The organism is Actinomycetota bacterium, assembly GCA_030774015.1.
Taxonomy (GTDB): domain Bacteria; phylum Actinomycetota; class UBA4738; order UBA4738; family JACQTL01; genus JALYLZ01.
This window is the reverse complement of record JALYLZ010000146.1, coordinates 1-19,434: the sequence shown is the minus strand read 5'-3', so window position 1 is coordinate 19,434 and position 19,434 is coordinate 1. Positions and strand designations below refer to the sequence as shown.

Below are 19,434 nucleotides of genomic sequence, written 5' to 3'. Positions count from 1 at the left end.
TGTCTCCATGGTCATGGCGTTGTGCGCGCTGATCTCGACCACGGTCGTGCGAGCTCCGGCGGCGCGAGCGGACACCCGCTACGACGTGACCGACCTGGGGGTGCCGGCCGGCGGGGCCACCAGCCACGCCATGGACGTGAACGCCGCCGGCGACGTCGCCGGATGGGCCGACACCGGCATCGATGGCTCCGCGCATGCCTTCCTGTGGGCCTCCGGGCACGGCCCGCTCGACCTCGAGACGCTGGGAGGGCCGGACAGCGTGGCGTCCGGAATCAACCAGTCCGGTCAGGTGGTGGGGGCCTCGGCCACCGGAACGGCTGACGATCCCGGGCCGGAGCACGCGTTCCTGTGGTCGCCGGATGCCGGGATGGTGGACCTGGGGACGCTGGGAGGGCCGGACAGCACGGCGTACGGGATCAATGACGTGGGAGTGGTGGTCGGAGCATCCGCCACCGGAACGCTGGACGCGCCCGGGCCGGAGCACGCGTTCCTGTGGTCGGTGGATGCCGGGATCGTGGACCTGGGGACGCTGGGAGGGCCGGACAGCACCGCGTATGCGATCAATGACGCAGGGCAGGTCGTGGGGACATCCGCTACTGGAACGCTCGATGCTCCGGAGGCCCGGCACGGCTTCCTGTGGGCTGATGGTTCCTTGATGGAGGACCTCGGGACCTTGGGAGGGCCGGACAGCGCCGCGTACGCCATCAATAGCGCGGGAGTGGTGGTCGGAGCATCCGCCACCGGAACGCCCGACGCTCCTGGGCCCGAGCACGCCTTCCTGTGGTCGGGGGACGACGGGATGGCGGACCTCGACGGGACCACCGGGGCGTCGGCGGCGTCCTCGATCGACGGGTCGGGACAGGTTTCGGGCGACCGGGACGGCTCGGGGTTCCTGTACCGCGACGGAACCATGCTCGAGCTCTCCGGCCTGGTCGCCACCGGATGGACCTTCACCGACGCCCGAGCGATCGGCGGCGGCGGGGAGATCGCGGCTACGGGGTCGCAGGGTGGTGGGTCGGATCACGCCCTGCTTCTGATGCCGCGAGAGGCCTCGGCAGACCTGTCGGTGTCGGTACCCGACAGCCCGGACCCCGTGGTCGTTGGCTCCGACATCACCTACACACTGACCGTGAGCAACGCCGGCCCGGACACCGCCACCGGAGTTGTCCTCACCGACGCCCTCGATCCCACCACCGCGTTCGTCTCCGCCTCCCCGGACCAGGGGACCTGCCAGGAGAGCTCCGGGACAGTCAGCTGCGATCTCGGGTCCCTCGACTCCGAAGCAGCGGCCACGGTTCAGATCGAGGTTGCGACGACCCAGCCAGGGACGGTTACCGCCACCGCTCAGGTCCACGGCGACCAGGCCGATCCCGACCCCTCCAACGACTCCGCTTCCACCGACACCACGGTCCGGGTCCTCTCCGCCGACCTGTCGGTGACGCTCACCGACGCACCGGATCCGGTGAAGGTGGGCTCGGACGTCACCTACACGCTTAGCGTGAGCAACGCCGGGCCTGACACCGCGACGGGGGTGTCCCTCACCGATACCCTCGACCCCACCACCACCTTCGTGTCGGCCTCCCCGGACCAGGGGACCTGCCAGGAAAGCTCGGGGTCCATCACCTGCGACCTCGGCTCCCTCGACGCGGACGCAGCGACCCAGGTCCAGATCGAGGTGGCGACCACCCAACCTGGAATCGTCACCGCCACCGCCGAGGTCCACGGAGACCAGGCCGACCCCGACTCGTCGAACGACGTCGCGTCACAGGACACGACGGTTGGCCCCCTGGAAGCCGACCTCTCCGTCCAGCTCACGGATGACCCCGACCCCGTCAAGGTGGGCTCGGACGTCACCTACACGCTGACCGTGAGCAACGCCGGCCCGGACACGGCCACCGGCGTGACCGTCACGGACGCCCTCGATCCCACCACCGCGTTCGTCTCGGCGAGCCCCGATCAGGGAACCTGCCAGGAGACCTCGGGGACCGTCGTCTGCGATCTGGGTTTCCTGGACCCCGGGGCGGCCACCCACGTCCAGGTCGTGGCGGGCACCACCCAACCCGGAACTGTCACCGACACCGCCCAGGTGCAGGCTGACCAGGCCGACTCCGATCCATCCAACGACTCCACGACCCAGGACACCACCGTCAACGCACTGCAGGCCGACCTGTCGGTTTCCGTCTCCGATGACCCCGACCCCGTGATCGCGGGCTCGGACGTCATCTACTCGCTCACCGTGTCGAACGCCGGCCCGGACACCGCGACCACCGTGACCCTCACCGACAACCTCGATCCCACCACCACGTTCGTCTCGGCGAGGCCCGATCAGGGGACCTGCCAGGAAAGCTCGGGGACGGTGACCTGCGACCTCGACTCTCTGGACGCCGGAGCGGTCACCACCGTCCAGATCGAGGTGGCGACTTCGCAGGCGGGGACGGTCACCGCCACCGCCCAGGTCCACGGCGACCAGGCCGACCCCGACCCCTCCAACGACTCCGCTTCCACCGATACCACGGTCCGGATCCTCTCCGCCGACCTGTCGGTGACGCTCACCGACGTACCGGATCCCGTGAAGGTGGGCTCGGACGTCACCTACACGCTGGCAGTGAGCAACTCCGGCCCGGATGCCGCCACCGGGGGTGTCCTCACCGACGCCCTCGATCCCACCACCGTGTTCGTTTCCGCCTCCCCGGACCAGGGGACTTGCCAGGAGAGCGCGGGGACCGTCACCTGCGACCTCGGTTCCCTGGATGCAACCGCCACCGCCACGGTCAAGGTCGTCGCAACCACGACCCAACCGGGAACCGTGACCGACACTGCCCAGGTCCAGGGAGACCAGGCCGATCCCGACCCGTCGAATGACTCCGGCTCCACCCGCACCACGGTGCAACCGCTCTCTGCCGACCTGTCGGTGACCCTCACCGACACCCCGGATCCGGTCACGGTGGGCGCGAACCTGACCTACACGGCGACCGTCACGAACCTGGGGCCCGACCCCGCGTCCGCAGTGTCGCTCTCCGACACCCTCCCCTCCTCCGTAACTTTCGTGTCTGCGACGCCCACCCAGGGGGCCTGCACCGGCATCTCGACCGTCACGTGCCCGCTCGGCCCGCTGGCCTCGGGGGGGAGCGCGACCGTGACCATCGTGGTCTCCCCGCAGGTGGTCAAGGCCATCTCCAACCAGGCCACGGTCACGTCGCCGACCGGCGACCCCACCACGGCCAACAACACCGGCATGCAGACCACCACGGTGAACCCACGCAGGCCTGACCTGGTGGTCACGAACACGGACTTCCCGGATCCCGTCCTGGTCGGCCACGAGCTCACCTACACCGTCGTGGTGACGAACACGGGACCCGACCCGGCGACCTCAGTGGTGCTGACCGATCCCCTCCCGGCCGCCGTCACGTGGGAAAGAACGACGACCACGGTGGGCACGTGCAAGGGAGCGGCATCCGTCTCCTGTGCGCTCGGCACCCTGGCCGTCGGCGCCACCGCGACGGTCACCATCACGGTCGTTCCTTCCGCCGCGACCGCGTTCACCGTCACCGCGAAGGCGACCACAGCAGACAGCGACCCGAACAAGACCAACAACTCCTCGAAGATCAAGTCGACGGTCCTGCCGTTCCGCGCCGACTTCGGGCTCGGCACGATGGTCTCGAGCTCGCAGCCGCCGCGCGCGTGCCCCGGCGGTTTCCAGTGCGCGTCGTACGCGGTGAGCAGCTGCCCGGGCGTGGCGTCCAGCATCACGGCCTACCTGGCCACCGCCCCGGCGACCGGACCGGCTCGGGGCCTGGCCATCTTCTTCTCCGGCGACTACGGGGACACCTGGTGGGATGGCGGCGGGGCGCTCACCGCGGCAATGTTCTCGAGCCTCCGGCAGGCCGGCATCGAGGTCGTCCAGGTGGAGTGGAGCATCGCCTGGCTGCGCTCGGCGCGGGGTGAGACAGCCGGACCGGCGCGCCTCGCGTGCCGGCCTGCGACCGTCATCCGGTGGATCCACGACAACCTCTACCTGCCCCTGGGCGCGTCTCCCGCGGTTGGCGTGTGTGGCTTCTGCATCACGGGGAACAGCGGGGGAGCCTCCCAGGTCGCGTACGCCCTCGCCTTCTACGGCCTGGACGGCATCGTGGACGGGATGTTCCCATCGTCCGGCCCGGTCCATTCGGCCCTGGCCAAGGGATGCGCCGGCAACTCATCCGACAAGCACTACTGGTACGGGGCCGCAGCGGACATCATCGACACGTCGTACGGGTTCATCTCGGGGACCGGTCCGTGCCTGAAGCGCGACGCATCCTGGAACGCCGTCTGGCTGGGGGACGGCATCGACACCGGCGGCACGGACTACGTGCACCCCGCCACGCGCATCCAGTTCATCGTGGGGGCGAGGGACTCGGGGCCGTCCATCAAGCACGCCGCCGACTACTTCAGCAAGCTCATGGCGAGCGGCTCGCCCATGGTGGCCTGGACGGCCATTCCGACCATGGGCCACGGCATCGGGCAGTCCCAGGACGGCCTGAACGCACTCTCCGCGGCGCTGCTGTGGTCGGGCTGAGCCGCTACCGGCCCTCGGCGCCCACGGTGGGGCGGCCCACGCTCGCGTAGACGAACCCGGCCGCCGCGGCGGCGTCGGGATGCAGCAGGTTCCGGCCGTCCACGATGACCGGCCGCGCCATCAGGCCGCGGAGCTTCTCCAGGTCTGCCGACGCGTACTCCGGCCACTCGGTGCAGATGGCCACGCAGTGGGCCTCGCGAGCGGCCTCGTACGCGTCCTCGCTGAACGCCACATCGGGCAGGAGGTGCTTCGCGGCCGGCAGGGCCACGGGGTCGTGCGCCACCACGTGGGCTCCCTCGGCCTGGAGCCGCTCGATGACCTGGATGGCCGGCGCGTCGCGGAGGTCGTCGGTCTCCGGCTTGAACGCGAGCCCCCACACGGCGACCCGCTTGCCCTGGAGGTTCCACAGGACCGAGCGGATCTTCTCGATGAACGAGGGGATGCGGGCCTCGTTGACCCGCTCCACGGCGGCCAGGACCTCGAAGTCCACGCCCAGCTGCTCGGCCCGGTACCGGTAGGCCCGGACGTCCTTGGGGAAGCACGAACCGCCGTACCCGATGCCCGCGCGCAGGAAAGCGGAGCCGATCCGGGGATCCAGGCCCATGGCCTGGGCGACGACTTCCACGTCGGCGCCGGTGCGCTCGCAGATCTCGGCGATGGAGTTCGCGAAGGAGATCTTGGTGGCCAGGAACGCGTTCGACGAGTGCTTGATCAGCTCGGCGGTGGCCAGGTCGGTGACCACCACAGGGCAGCCGGTGCGGTCCACGATGGGCCGGTACACCTCACGGAGGCGTTCCACCGCGCGCTCCGAGGACGCCCCGATGACGATGCGGTCGGGCTCCAGGGTGTCCTGGACCGCGCGGCCCTCGCGGAGGAACTCCGGCGTGGAGGCCACGTCGAACTCGGCGCCCGCCGGCGCCTCCACCTCCATGGTCCGCCGGACCCAGTGCCCGGTCTCCACGGGCACCGTCGACTTCTCCGCCACCACGGTGTAGCCGCTCAGGTTGCGGGCCATGATGGTGGCCACCCGCTCCACCTGGATCAGGTTGGCCTCGCCGTTGGGCTTGGTGGGCGTCCCCACGCAGACGAAGGACACCTCGGCGTGCCGGGCGCCCTCGGCGAGGTCGGTCGAGACCCTCAGCCGGCCGGTGTCGAGCCCCTCCCGGACCAGGTCGCTCAGGCCCGGCTCGTGGAAGGGGATGTCGCCGCGGCCGATGGTGGCCACCTTCTCGGCGTCGTCGTCCACGCCCAGGACCTCATGCCCGACGTGCGCGAGGCAGGCGGCCGTGGTCAGCCCGACGTGCCCGGTTCCAATGATCGAGACCCGCATAATGGGCGCCTACCTTACCGAAACGGGGGATCCGAACGGCGATGGTTGGGGGGTTGGGGATCCTCCGGCGCCGCGCGCGGTGGGTAGCCCCTGTGCTCGCATCGCTGCTGCTGGCTTTGGTTGCTTCGATCGGGACGCCATCCGGGCGAGCGGGGGCTTCGCCCGCACGGAAGAATTCACCGACGCCGAGGCTTTCACTGCAGCGACGGGGCACGCCCGGTGGGCGGGTGACCGTTTCCGGACGCGGGTTTCCGGCCGGTGCCCACCTCGAGGTCTTCCTGGATCGAACCGACGTGGGCTCGGCGACTGCCGGGCCCCGGGGACGTTTCGGGAGCCTGGGGGTCGGCGTGCAGGTCACGGCCGTGACGGGCCGGCACTGGGTGACCGTGATCGACCCGGCCACCGGCGCTCAAGCGCAGCGGTCGTTCCTGATCGGAACCCCGTGGATGCAAGCCAGGGCCACGCCGGGGCTGACCGGCCTGAACGCGGCCGAGGGCACGATCGGGTCGCTCAACGCCTCCACGCTGGCCGAGGCGTGGCGAGCCACCCTTCCGGGTCCGTCGGAGGCATCGCCGGCCGTGGACGGAGCGGGACAGGCGTTCGTCGTCTCGGCGGGCCGCCTGGCCAGGCTTCCCGATCACTGCTCCGGGACCTGCTCGCCGGCTGCGACCGTGCACGTCCCCGGCGCCGTTTCGTCGTCACCCGCGCTGCTCTCGGGCTCGGTGTTCGTGGCGACGAAGAGCGGCCTCCGTGCGTACCCGGAGAGCTGCACGCAGGGCGGAACCTGTCGCGGTCGGTGGATCGGCCGCACGGACGGAGCGGTGATCGGCTCGCCCACCGCTGCCGGCGCGGTGTTCGTGGCGGCCTCGGACCATCGGGTGTACGCGTTTCCTTCCCAGGGATGCGGCGCGGCGACGGCGGCGTGTTCGCCCCTGTGGAAGGGAAACGGACTTGGGCCGATCAGCGGCCAGGTGGCCGCGGGCTACGGCGGCGTGTACGTGGCCTCCACGAATGGCCTGGTCACCGCCTTCGCGAGCGGGACGGGAGATGTCCTGTGGCGGGAAAACGTCGGCGAGCCGGTCGCGTCCTCGCCGGTGGTGGCCCAGCAGCCGTGGTCCCAGCCCGCCGTCTACGTGGTGGGCCGGTCCGGGACGCTCCACGTCATGAACGCGTACCGGGGCACTCCGTTGTGGACCGGCGCCGCCGGGGAGACCGTGGCGTCGACTCCGGCCGTGGCATACGGGGATTTGTACGTGGCCACCGAGGCCGGAACGCTGGCCGCGTTCAGCACGGTTGCGTGCAAGCAACCCCCCTGCGCTCCGGCGTGGACGGCGCCGGCGGATGGCTCGCTCACCGCTCCGACCGTGGCCAACGGCGTGGTCTACGTCGGTTCGGACTCGGGCACGGTCTTCGCCTTCAACGCCCGGAGCGGGGCCCGGCTGGGGAGCGTCGACCTGCGGAACCCGATCCGCGCTCCGCTCGTGGTGGGGAACGGGACGCTGTACGCGAGCGCATCCGATGGGACCTTGGTCGCCTTCCGGCCGGCGGGGGTTCCGCCTCCCCCGCACAGGCCGAACCCGCGCTCGCTCCGCCCGGCCGCCACGCCCATCCGCCACGTGGTGGTGGTGTTCCAGGAGAACCACTCGTTCGACGACACCCTCGGCGCGCTGTGCGTCCAGGACTCCCGGTGTGACGGAGCCATCACCGGCCGGCTGGCCGACGGTTCGACCGTTCCCCTGGCCACGGCTTCCGACCTGGTGCCGGAGGTCGACCACACCGCCGAGAGCCAGTCCACAGCCGTCGACGGCGGAAAGATGGACGGCTTCTCCCGTATCGAGGGCTGCCAGGCGTCGACCGGTTACGCCTGCTACATCAACTACCAGCCCACGCAGATCCCGAACCTGACCGCGCTGGCTCGAGCCTTCGTGATCTCGGACCGAACCTTCGAGACCGACTCGGTGGCCAGCTGGGGGTCACACCTCGACCTCGCCGCGGGCCAGATGGACGGCTTCACGGGGGCCTTCCCGTTCCCCGTGGCGGGAGTCCCGTCTGGGCCGCCGACGTGGGGCTGCGACAGCAACTGGAACGCGCTGTGGCACGCACCGGGTGGTCCGCTCCAATCGGTCCCCGCCTGCGTCCCGAAGCCCGACCGATCCGGCCCGTACGTGCCGTCGCCGGTGGCCTGGGTGCCCACGATCATGGACCGCCTCGATGCGGCCGGCCTCTCCTGGAGGATCTACTCGGGCTGGGGAACGTGGTCGATGTGTCCGAGCTTCGCCGATTGCATCTACGGCCCCCAACGAGCGGACGCCGTCGAGTCCGCGGACGTCCTCCAGGACGCGGCAGCGGGGCGGCTCCCCAATCTGTCGTTCGTCATCCCTTCGGGGGCGAACTCCCAGCACAACGGGTGGTCCATGCTCCAGGGCGACAACTGGATCGGCTCGGTCGTCTCCGCGATCGAGCACGGCCCCGAGTGGCGCTCGACGGCCATCTTCATCGCCTACGACGACTGCGGTTGCTTCTACGACCATGTCCCGCCCCCGCCGGGCCTCGGAATCCGAGTCCCCATGGTCATCGTGAGCCCGTATGCGAGGCCGGGATTCACGGACTCGAACGTGGCCTCGTACTCGTCGATGCTGGCGTACGCCGAGCACGTGTTCGGGCTCCCGCCCTTGTACTCCACCGACGCCAACGCGTACGACTACGGGGCGAGCTTCGACTACGGACAGGTGCCTCTGCGCCCGGTCGCACTGGCGCGTCACCCCATTCCGACCTGGGAGCGCCGGCTCCTTCGATCGCGCCCGCCGGAGCGGGACGAGACATAGACGTGGACTGCGCACACGGCGCGGCGCACAATGCGCCCGCATGCGAAGCGCCCCTCCTCCGCGGCGGGATCGACACCGCCGTGCGCCGGTGATCGCGAGCCCACGCCGCTTCGGCCTCGGCCTCTGCCTCGCCCTGGCGTGCTTCGTCGCCGCCGCGGTCTCGGTCCCGCGGACCGCCAGGGCGGCGTCGCCGACGATCTCGTTCTTCGGCCTCGGGACGGCCACCGCGTCGGTGGCCATCACCGGGTCCGGGTTCGACCCCAACGCGCCCCTCGAGGCGTACTTCGACACCGCCGACGTGGCCTCCGGGACCGCCGGCCCCACCGGCACCATCGCCGGCCTCGGCCTTGACGTCCCGGTGACCGCGGTCCCCGGGACGCACTGGATCACGGTGAAGGAGTCGGGGACCGGACTGAGCGCCCAGGGCTCCTACCTGGTGTCCAGCCCCTGGACCGAGTTCCACGGCTCGCCGGGCCTCACCGGCCTGAACCCCTACGAGAACCTCATCGGCTCCTCGAACGTGTCGTCGCTGACCAAGGCCTGGACGGCGACAACCGGCGGCCCCGTTCGTTCCTCTCCGGCCGTGGGATCGCTCGGGTTCTCCTACGTGGGGTCGGACGACGGCAAGGTGTACGCGTTCCCACCGGGGTGCAAGACGACGTGCCCGCCGAAGTGGACGGCCACGACCGGCGGGGCGGTCTCCTCGTCCCCGGTCCTGGGGTCCGGCAACGCCTACGTGGGTTCGGCCGACGGCAAGCTGTACGCGCTGCCCACCTCCTGCACCAAGAGCCCGTGCCTCCCGTCGTGGACCGCGACCACCGGCGGGCCCATCACGTCCTCCCCGACCATCTCCGGGAACATCGTGGTGGGGTCGGGCGACGGGAAAGTCTACGCCTTCAAGAACCCCGGGTGCGGGGCCTCCACCTGTGCCCCGCTGTGGTCGGTCGCCACCGGCGGCCCGATCACGGGAACGCCGGCGGTGGCGTTCGGCAAGGTGTACGTGGGGTCAGGTGACGGCAAGGTCTACGCGCTGAACCCCTCGAACGGAGCCGTGGCCTGGCAGGTGGCCACGAACGGGCCCGTCGTCTCCTCGGTGGCCGTGGCCCAGCAGCCCTGGTTCCAGCCGATCGTGTACGCGGTCTCCCAGCCCGGCACGCTGTACGCCCTCAACGCGTACACGGGAGCGCTCCTGTGGACCGCGGCGATGGCAGGAACGTCCGAGTCGTCCCCGGCCGTCGCGTACGGCGACGTGTACGTGGGCTCCGACGACCACAAGCTGTACGCCTTCAGCGCCATCGGGTGCGCCAAGCCGACGTGCGGCCCACTGTGGACCCAGTCCACCGGCCAACCCGTGACGGCCTCACCGGCGGTGAGCAACGGCGTGGTGTTCGAGGGATCCAGGGACGGCGTGCTGTACGCGTTCAACGCCCGGAGCGGGGCCCAACTGTGGACCGCGGTGGTGGGGAGCGCGATCGAGTCCTCGCCCGTCGTGGCCAGCGGCATGGTGTACGTAGGATCGAACGGCAACACCCTCACCGCGTACAAGCTGGCCGGCGCCCCCGTACCCCCTCCCCGCCCCGACCCCGGCACCCTGCAGGTGCGCTCCACCCCGATCCGCCACGTGGTGGTGATCTACCAAGAGAACCACACCTTCGACGACGTCCTGGGAGCCCTGTGCGTGCAGGACGTCCGGTGCGACGGCGCGACCACCGGGACGCTCCCGGACGGGACCGCCATCGCGCTCAGCCAGGAGCCCGACCTGGTCCCCGAGATCGCGCACACCATCGTGGCCCAGACCACGGCCGTCGACGGAGGAAAGATGGACGGGTTCGGGCTGATCGACGGCTGCACGCAGTCCAAGGGGTACGCCTGCTACACGCAGTACCAGCCCAGCCAGATCCCCAACCTGGCCGCCCTGGCCCGGGGGTTCGCCATCTCGGACCGGACCTTCGAGTCCGACGCCGTTCCCAGTTGGGGCGCCCATCTGGACCTCGCGGCGGCCCAGATGGACGGGTTCCTGGGGGACATCCCGGTCAACGCGCCGGGGCTTCCCCGGGGGCCCCTGACCTGGGGCTGCGACAGCAACAACAACGCGTCGTGGCGCTCGCCGAGCGGATCCGTGCTGTCGATCCCGTCGTGCATCCCCAACCAGGACGGCTCGGGACCCTATGCGCCGTCCCCGGCAGCATGGATCCCCACGATCATGGACCGGCTGGACGCGGCCGCGATGTCGTGGCGGATCTACGGCGGGTGGGGGACGTGGACGGTGTGCCCCAGCTTCTCGGACTGCCTGTACGGGCCGCAGCGCAACGCCACCGTCACGTACAACCAGGTCCTCACGGACGCCAAGAACGGGACGCTCCCCAACCTGTCCATCGTGATCCCCACCGGCGACACCTCTCAGCACAACGGGTGGTCCATGCTGAAGGGGGACAACTGGATCGGGTCGGTGGTCGGCGCCATCGAGGGCGGACCCGACTGGCGCTCCACCGCCATCTTCGTCACCTACGACGACTGCGGGTGCTTCTACGACCACGTCCCGCCGCCCCCGGGCCTGGGGATCCGGGTGCCCATGGTCATCGTCAGCCCCTACGCCCGGGCCGGGTTCACGGACTCCACCGTGGCCTCGTACTCCTCGATGCTGGCGTACACGGAGCATGTGTTCGGGCTGACCCCCCTGTTCACCACCGACGCGGGGGCGTACGACTTCGCCGGCAGCTTCGACTACACGCAGTCGCCGCTGGAGCCCGTGCCCATGGGACGGCGGCCCATCCCGGCGTGGGAGCGAACGTGGCTCCGCGAGCATCCGCCGCCCCCCGACGCTACCTAAGCCATCCCGTGGGACCGGTATCGAGCTCGGGGGTCCGCAGGTGGAACGCGCTGTCCGGCCATCCGAACCTCTCCTGGAGCATCGTCGTGCACGCCCGGATGGCCTCCCCGCCAGATGGTCCGACGATCGAGGGCCGGATCGCCCGGGGGTGGCCGGCCACGCTGGGACCACGTCCGTCCGCGGTCGAGGCAACGGACGAGGCCGCCGCGGCCCGACTTCGCGGCGAGTTCGCCGACGGGCAGTACCGGGACGGAGACCTCTTGGTGCGCCTGGCCCGGGCCCCGGGCTCGCTGGTCCTCGCCGCGCACCACTCGGCGCTGGACGGGCTGGGGCTGCTGGCGCTGCTGGGCTTGGTGCTTGACGCTCCGGTCCGGTCGGGGGCCAGGGGGTTGGACGATGCGGCCTCGGGTCCGGGAGGGGGGTTCCTGCGACGAGCCGCGGCCCGGCTTGGGGAGGCCGCCTTCCGGCCTCCGGCCCGCATCCTGCCGAGCCGGTCGGGACCTGCGGACCGTGCGGCCGGCTGGGGCGACCACCTGGTGGAGGATCGGGCTCCGGCCCTGGCCGGGGGGACCGCGGCGCTACTCGCCGCCGCCGCGCTCGCCGTGGACGAGTGGAACACGCGCCGGGGGCGGTCGCCTGGGCGGATGATCGTCGCGGTGGGCCTGAGCCGCCGGCCGGGATCGGAGCCCACCCTCGCCGACCAGTCGGCCTACGCGCGGGTGACCCTCGGGGGACGGGGCATGGCCGCGGCCCGCTCGGCGCTGGCGTCGGCCCGGCCGGAACCGGCGCCTCCCCAGGGGTCACGAGGCGTGGCGGCTGCCGCCCGGCTGGCCCGGCCCCTGGCCGGACGGCTGGGCTCGACCCTGCTGGTCTCGAACCTGGGGCGGATCGAGGCTCCCGACCAGGTGCGATCGATCAGCTTCTGGCCGGTTGCCCATGGCCGGTCGGGGGTCGCCCTGGGCGCCGCCACGGTGGGTGGAACGACCATGCTGGCCCTGCGGGCCCGCAGGACATCCTTCGACCAGGCCGCCGCGACGTCGCTGCTGGACGCCATCCGCCGCCACCTGGAGGCCCTCTCGGAGGAGGGTCAAGGGCCGGCTGCTGGCTGACCGCCCACGCCCTCCGACCCTGGCGTTCCCCCGGCCGACCTGGGAAGATTTGTCGCCCGCGGCCGTGCCCGCGCCGGGGGCTCGCCGCGGTTCGGGGGGGCAATCTCGAGACATGGACATCCAGGCTTTTCAGGAACGGCTGCCTGCGCTCTACGGCGGCGACCTGTATGCGGAGCATCCGGTGGACCGCCGGTTCCGGGAGCTGATGGACGACGTCCCCGGGATGGCCAGCGAGAACAAGCTGGCCCTGCTGAACCTCGCGGGGAGCCTGGTGGAGCCGGGCGAGACGTACCTCGAGGTCGGCTCGTTCAAGGGCCTGTCGATCATCGCCGCCATGCTCGGGAACTCCGATCCGAGGTTCGTGGCCGTGGAGAGCTTCCGGGAGTTCGGCGTGGACCGGGAGGAGACCCGCACGGAGTTGGTGGCGAACCTGGAACGGTGGCGCGTCCGGGACCGGCTGACGGTGCTGGAGGAGGACTGCTTCCGGCTGTTCGGGAGGCCCGGCCTCCTGGAGGGGCCGGTCGGCGTGTACTTCTACGACGGCAACCACGGGAGCATGGCCCAGTACCTGGCCCTCGGCATGGTCGAGCCGATCCTGGCCGACCGGGCGCTGGTGATCGTGGACGACGCGTCGTGGCCGGTGGTGGCGAGGGCCACGGAACGGTACGTCCGCGCGCACCCGGGCTTTCGGCTGCTGTACGACCTGGAGAGCGAGCGGGACTTCGACCCGAAGTGGTGGTGCGGGGTGAAGGTCTACGCCTACGACCGGTCGGCGGCGGCCTCGCGCTCCGGGCGCGCGGACATCGAGTGGCGGCGCCTGCTGTACGTCAACCTGTACGAGCCCGCCACCTACCTCGCCGGGAAGGCCCTGTACCGGCGGCCGGGCCTGATGAAGGCGGTGAAGAAGGTGGTCCCGCTGTCCTCCCGGCGGGTCAAGGGGCCGACGCCGTGAAGCGCAAGGGGGCGACGCTCGGCGCGGCGGCGGCTCCACGGGACGAGGCCGCGCGGGCGGTCCGGCTCTCGCTGGGCCGCGCGGGCGTGGTCGTGGCGGTGTCCATGGGCGTGGGCAACGCCATGAACTACGGCTATCACGTGTTCATGTCCAGGAAGCTGGGGCCGTCGTCCTACGGGGCCCTGGGAGCCCTCCTCGCCGTGACGTTCATCTTCTCCGTGCCGGGCGTGGCCCTCCAGAGCATCGTGGCCCGCCACACCGCGCTGCGGTACCGCGACGGCCAGGACGTCACCGAGCTGTGGGCGGGGATCATGCGCGCGGTGCTGGTGGTGGCGGCGGTGCTGGCCGCCCTGACCGCCGTGGCCAGCCCCTGGATCAAGAGCTTCCTGCACCTGGGGTCCGTGGCCCCGGCCCTGTGGCTGGCGGTGGCCATCTTCGTCCTGCCACTGGTCCCGGCCATCCTGGGGATGCTCCAGGGCGGGGAGCGCTTCACCGCCCTCGGCGTGACCCTGCTGGGCTCCGCGGTGGGGAAGCTGCTGCTCGGCGTGCTGTTCGTGGAGCTCGGGTTCGGCGTGAGCGGGGCGCTGGCGGGGGCCGCCGCGGGCTCGGTCCTGGGCGCTCTGATCGGCGTGTGGGTGGCCCGCCCCGGCCTGGCGGGAGGTTCCATCGGGTGGCCCCTGGTGCGCGAGATGGCCGTGGCCGGCGTGGGCATCTTCGCGCTGTTCGTCATCGTGAACATCGACATCGTGCTGGCCCGCCACTTCCTTTCCCGGGACCTGTCCGGCCTCTACGCTGTCGGGACCATCGTGGCCAAGATCACCTACTGGGCGCCCCGGTTCGTCACCGTCGTCGTGTTCCCCCGCCTCAGCACGTCCGAAGACCGGGGGCAGCTGCTGGCGAAGGCCATCGGGTTCATCGCGGTGCTGTGCCTGATCGTGGTGGCGGTCGTCGCGGCGACCTCCAACCTGCTCCTCCGGGAGGTGTTCGGGCCCTCCTACGCCAGGCTGGGGCCGACCCTGTGGCTGTTCGCCGGCATCGGGACGGTGTTCGCGCTGGTGCACCTGCTGCTGTTCTCGGGGATCGCGTCGGGGAACCCCTGGATGAGCCGGATCGTGTCCGTGGCCGTGGTGGTGAAGACCTCGCTGATGGTGGCGTTCTTCCACCATTCGGTGACCCAGATCGCGTCGGTGGTCCTCGTCACCGGCATCGTGCTGCTGGCCATCGGGCTGGCCCTGGAGTACCGGCGAGGGCCGCTGCCCGCGGCCACCGCCACGGTGAACCCGGCGGAGGCGATCGCGGAGTGAAGACGTTGCGCGTGCGGGACGTGATGGGCGAGCGGCCCGCCATGGCCAGGGAGTTCCTGGCCCGGCGCCGCCTCACCCTGATCTTCGCCGGCCTGGCGGCCCTCGTGGTGGTGGCCGTGTTCGCCAACAGCTGGGGCTCGTTCACCCCCGACACCGAGCCGCAGCTCTACTACGCGCCCGGGCGGACGCTGATCCAGTCCCTGTTCGCCTGGAAGGCCAGCCCGTTCCTGGGACAGGGGAACTTCCAGACCGGTCTGGCGCCGGTGGCGGCGGCCATCTACGTGATCCGGGCCCTGGGCGCATCGCCGTGGGTGGCCGTGCGGATCTGGCGAGCGCTGCTGCTGATCCTGGCCGGCTGGGGCGCGGCCAAGTTCTACGACCGCCTGGCCGGAGACCGGGGACGGCCGGTGGGCCGCATCGCCGCCGCGGTGCTGTACGTGGCGAACCCCTACGTGATCGTGAGCGGCGCCAGCACGCCGGTCCTGCTGCCGTACGCGCTGTTCCCGTGGATGATGCTGGCCTTCTCCCGCAGCGTGGACCGCCCCCGCTCCTGGAAGTGGCCGGCCGCGTTCGCGCTGGCGTTCTTCCTGATGGGCGGGCTGAACGCCGGCATCGTGAACGTGTTCCTGCTGCTCGGGGTGCCCGCCTACGTGCTCTACGCGCGGCTCGGCGAAGGGATCCGGTTCCGGCAGACCGTCCGGCCGCTGATCCGGTGCGGAGTCCTGTTGGGGCTGTCGTCGGCCTACTGGATCGTCCCGGCGCTCGCCGCGCGAGGGACGGGCTCCTCGATCGCCTTCGCCACGGAGAAACCCGCCGACGTGGCCTCGACCTCCTCGTACGCGGAGACGGCGCGCCTGCTGGGGCTGTGGCCGCTGTACGGCCGGCAGGGCGCCCTGCCCTTCCTGCCGAACGCCGTCGGCTACATCACAAACGCCGCGGTGGTGCTGACCACGTTCGCCATCCCGGTCGCCGCCGCGGTGGGAGCCGTCCTGTCGCGGTCCCGGGCCCGGGTCATGGCCGCGATGCTCATCGCGATCGGGGCCCCGGTGATGGTCGGCCTGTTCCCTCCGGCGTCTCCGACGCCATTCGGCCGGGCCCTCCAGGCCTTCTTCGACCGGTTCCCCGGAGGGATCGGGTTCCGGACCACGAACAAGGTAGGGGCCCTGGTGGCCCTGGGGCTGACCCTGCTGATCGCGCTGGGTGCGGCGGAGGCCGTGCTTCGCATGCGGGGGAAGAGCTGGGTGGGCCAGGGGCTCCTGGCCGGTGTGAGCCTGGTGGTCCTGCTGGGAGCGGTGTTCCCGGCCTGGACCGGAACGCTGTACCAGAGCGGGTGGAAGCAGATCCCCGGGTACTGGGACCAGGCTGCGGCGGCCCTGAACGCCGGTTCCCCGACCACCCGGGCCCTGTTCCTGCCGGGCGAGGAGTTCGCGGACTACCGGTGGGGCAAGCGAGGGCCGGCCGACCTGAACGACTCGTTGCTGTCCCGTCCATCGGCGCTCCGGGTGACCGTGCCCGGTGGATCAGCGTACGCGGCGGACTTCCTGGCCGCATTGGACCAGCCGCTCGAGAGCGGGGCCTACACGAAGGGGTCCCTGTCCACCATGGCGCGCTACCTCGGCGTCCGGGACGTCCTGGTGCGCAACGACATGAAGTGGGAGGAGTGGGGCGGAGCGCGTCCGTCCCAGGTCGCCGCGATCCTCGGCCAGGAAGGCGGGGTGCGCCTGGCTGCCTCGTATGGCGCGCCGGGTGAGAACACGGTGGCTCCGGGTCCGCCGGGAGGGGCCGGCACGGCACGGGCCAGGGACGAGGCGCTCCCCTCACTGCAGCGGTACGTGGTCGCGGGGCCGCGCCCCGTGGTCCGGGCCGAGGCCGCGCCCGGGACCGTCCTGGTGGACGGCGACAACTTCGGGCTGGCCCATCTCCCCCAGCTCGGGCTGCTGCCGGGCGACCCGGCCTTCCGGCTGCTGGGGGTCATGACGTCGTCCGACCTGGAACAGGCGGTGACCGACGGCGCTCAGGTGGTGCTGACGGACTCGAACCGCCGGCGGGCCTGGAACTTCCGACGGACCGGGGTGGACTACTCGGCCACCCTGGGACCCCAGCAGACCCTGCACCCGGGGGGCGACCTGTCGTTCCGCCTGTTCGGCAACTCGAGCGACACGCAGTCCGTGGCCATCCTGGACGGCGCGACCTCCATCCAGGCCACCAACTACGGGTCAGTGTTCGGTCCGGTCCCGTCGTCGCAGCCGTACTTCGCCTTCGACGGCGATCCGCACTCCGCCTGGCTCGCGGCGGGGTTCGGCGGAGCGGTCGGCCAGGCCATCTCCATCCACCTGCCCCAGCCCGTCTCGGTCTCCGATCTGACCCTGACGCCGGTGCTGGGCGGCGGCCGCCAGATCTCGAGCGTCCGGCTGGCCCTCGGCCCGACCATCCTGTCTGTTCCGATTCCGCCCGGCCAGGAGGTCGTCACGGTCCCGGTGTCACCGGCCGTGTTGGTGTCCTCCCTGAACGTCCAGATCACGGGGATCCGGGGCCAGGGCCTGAACCCGGTGGGGTTCTGGGAGATCGGAATCCCCGGGGTGACGGTGCGCCAGTTCATCCGGCTGCCGCTCACGTTCTCCCAGCTCGCCGCCGGGCTGGACTCGGCCGGGAAGCTCCGCCTGTCCAAGACCCCGCTCGACGTGGTGATGGTGCGGGACGCCGGTTCGCCCACCACCACGACCGACGACGAGGAGCGCAACCTGTACCGGCAGTTCACGCTGCCCCAGGCCCGCAACTTCACGTTCGACGCCGTGGGGACGCTGAAGGCGGAGCTGTCGGACTCCGCGCTCGACCACCTGATCGGGGTGCCCCCGTCGATCGTGGCGGAGTCGTCGTCCCGGGTCTCTCCCGGGACGCGGGCCTCCCAGGCCCTGGACGGGAACCCGGACACCGCGTGGTCACCGAACGGCAAGCCCGTCGGCCAGTTCATCGACGTGTCGTTCCCCGCCCAGACCCTCTCCAGCATCGTGGTCGAGCAGCCGGACGATCCGACCGGGAAGTTCATCTCCAAGGCGTACCTGTCCATCAACGGCACGGCGTCGATCCCGGAGGCGCTCGGTCCCGGCTCCACCACCATCCACTTCCCGCGGCAGGAGGTCCACGACATCCGCTTGACCATCCGCAAGGTCGGAGGGCTGGCCGGGTTCATCAAGGTGAGCGAGCTTGGCATCGGCGCCCTCCAGGTCGCCCCGACCGACGCGACCACCCCGCTCCAGGGATGCGTGCCCGCCCTACTGATCGACCAGAGGCGCATCCGCGTCCACCTCCCCGGAACGCTGGGGAGGCTCCTGGCCGGCCTTCCGTTCCCGCTGGAGCCGTGCGGATCCTCCCGGCTTCGGCTGGAAGCGGGCGTGCACCGCATCCAGCCCGTGGCGGACTGGCAGATCGACAGCCTGCACCTGGCGTCGCCGCCCACTCCCAGCGTCACGCCGCCGGGCCTCGCGCCGAAGGTCCCCGTCCTCGAGGTGCAGAGCCAGACACCCTCCCGGATGACCATCACCACCAGGGGGGCAAGGCCCGCGGAGCCGTACTACCTGGTCATCGGGCAGGGCTACGACCCGCGGTGGCACGCCTCGATGGACGGCCAGCTGCTGGGGCAGCCGATCCTGGTCGACGGATACTCGGCCGCCTGGATCATCCGGAGTCCAGGCCCGCACGCGTTCGTGGTGTGGTTCGGGCCCCAGCGGTTCATGAACCTCTCCCTGGCCGTCTCCCTGATGGCGATCGTGCTCCTGGTGGTCCTGCTGTTCCGGAAAGAACCGAGAACGAGGAGCGGCGCGTGAGGTGCGGCGCGTGAGGTGCGGCGCGTGAGGTGGCGGATGCGGCCGGGGCGGGCCATCGCGCCGGAGGGGGCGGCTCCCGACGGACCGGACGACGGGCCGGCCGTCGACCTGCGCCTGCCCATCGGGGAGCCGGCCCTGCCCGCGCCGGAGGAGCCGACTGGACCCGGCGCGTCCCGCCGCTCGCTGGGGGGATGGGTCGTGCTGGCGGTTGTGCTGGGGCTGCTCGGAGGAGGCATCGGTCTGCTCGTGGCGGCGGCGATCGGCCTGGTCACGGCGTTCCTGGCTCCGCGCCCCCGGACCCTCCTGCGGTGGGCCGTGGCGCTGCTGGTCCTCGTCCCGCTCACGATCCTGGTCCGAGGCTTGCCCCCCGCCTTCTTCGTGAGCCCGGACTTCGTGCACCGCAACCTGCTGGCCCACTACCTGGCCGGGACGGCCCTCGTGCTGCTGATCCTGGGTGTCCTGCGGGAGGCCGGGACGGCCGCCCCCGGCCCCGTGGCGACTCTCCCGGTGCTGGAGGTGGAGGAGGAACCGGTCGCGGAGCCGAGCCCCGGATGGCGGGTGTGGCGTCGGGTGTCGCTGTTCGCGGCGGGGCTTGGGGCCCTGACCGTGGTGGGACTGGTGCTTCGCTTCGCCGTGAGCTCGACGGCGGCCCCCGACGCCCTGTCCGGCCAGATCGCGGCGAACCTGGTGGGAGGGGCCGGGTAC

Annotated in this window: 9 protein-coding genes; 8 read left to right on the top strand and 1 reads right to left on the bottom strand. The window is 71.4% G+C overall.

Annotated elements, in window-relative coordinates; translation table 11 throughout:
* Window positions 1–13: 13 nt before the first annotated feature.
* Entirely contained in the window at window positions 14–4,555 is a 4,542-nt protein-coding gene (locus M3Q23_14545) for a hypothetical protein (protein MDP9343279.1), read from the top strand.
* Window positions 4,556–4,559: 4 nt separating this feature from the next.
* Here M3Q23_14545 and M3Q23_14540 read toward each other — a convergent pair whose 3' ends face one another.
* Complete coding sequence (locus tag M3Q23_14540) at window positions 4,560–5,885, bottom strand: UDP-glucose/GDP-mannose dehydrogenase family protein (protein MDP9343278.1); 1,326 nt, start codon at window positions 5,883–5,885, stop codon at window positions 4,560–4,562.
* A gap of 227 nt (window positions 5,886–6,112) precedes the next feature.
* Here M3Q23_14540 and M3Q23_14535 point away from each other — a divergent pair, with 227 nt between their 5' ends.
* The 7 genes from M3Q23_14535 to M3Q23_14505 form a co-directional block, all read left to right on the top strand.
* The gene (locus M3Q23_14535) at window positions 6,113–8,710 is read left to right on the top strand and encodes a PQQ-binding-like beta-propeller repeat protein (GenBank protein ID MDP9343277.1); all 2,598 of its coding nucleotides are present in this window, start codon (window positions 6,113–6,115) and stop codon (window positions 8,708–8,710) included.
* 88 nt (window positions 8,711–8,798) lie between these two features.
* Complete coding sequence (locus M3Q23_14530) at window positions 8,799–11,540, top strand: PQQ-binding-like beta-propeller repeat protein (protein MDP9343276.1); 2,742 nt, start codon at window positions 8,799–8,801, stop codon at window positions 11,538–11,540.
* Between the two features lie 8 nt (window positions 11,541–11,548).
* Complete coding sequence (locus tag M3Q23_14525; GenBank protein ID MDP9343275.1) at window positions 11,549–12,649, top strand: hypothetical protein; 1,101 nt, start codon at window positions 11,549–11,551, stop codon at window positions 12,647–12,649.
* Between the two features lie 112 nt (window positions 12,650–12,761).
* Complete coding sequence (locus tag M3Q23_14520) at window positions 12,762–13,601, top strand: class I SAM-dependent methyltransferase (protein ID MDP9343274.1); 840 nt, start codon at window positions 12,762–12,764, stop codon at window positions 13,599–13,601.
* Window positions 13,598–14,905, top strand: coding sequence for a hypothetical protein (locus M3Q23_14515; protein ID MDP9343273.1), 1,308 nt, complete (start codon window positions 13,598–13,600; stop codon window positions 14,903–14,905). The genes M3Q23_14520 and M3Q23_14515 overlap by 4 nt, the downstream gene beginning before the upstream one ends.
* A complete protein-coding gene (locus tag M3Q23_14510; protein MDP9343272.1) occupies window positions 14,902–18,729 on the top strand; it encodes an alpha-(1->3)-arabinofuranosyltransferase in 3,828 nt (1,275 codons plus the stop codon). Before M3Q23_14515 ends, M3Q23_14510 begins: the two co-directional genes overlap by 4 nt.
* Window positions 18,730–18,753: 24 nt before the next feature.
* The coding region (locus M3Q23_14505; GenBank protein ID MDP9343271.1) for a hypothetical protein at window positions 18,754–19,434 on the top strand (681 nt) is incomplete at its 3' end.

Excerpts from the sequence above, each read along its gene's own strand:
- M3Q23_14545 (MDP9343279.1), top strand. The coding sequence starts at position 14 with ATGGCGTTGTGCGCGCTGATCTCGACCACGGTCGTGCGAGCTCCGGCG.
- M3Q23_14520 (MDP9343274.1), top strand. The coding sequence starts at position 12,762 with ATGGACATCCAGGCTTTTCAGGAACGGCTGCCTGCGCTCTACGGCGGC.
- M3Q23_14540 (MDP9343278.1), bottom strand. The coding sequence starts at position 5,885 with ATGCGGGTCTCGATCATTGGAACCGGGCACGTCGGGCTGACCACGGCC.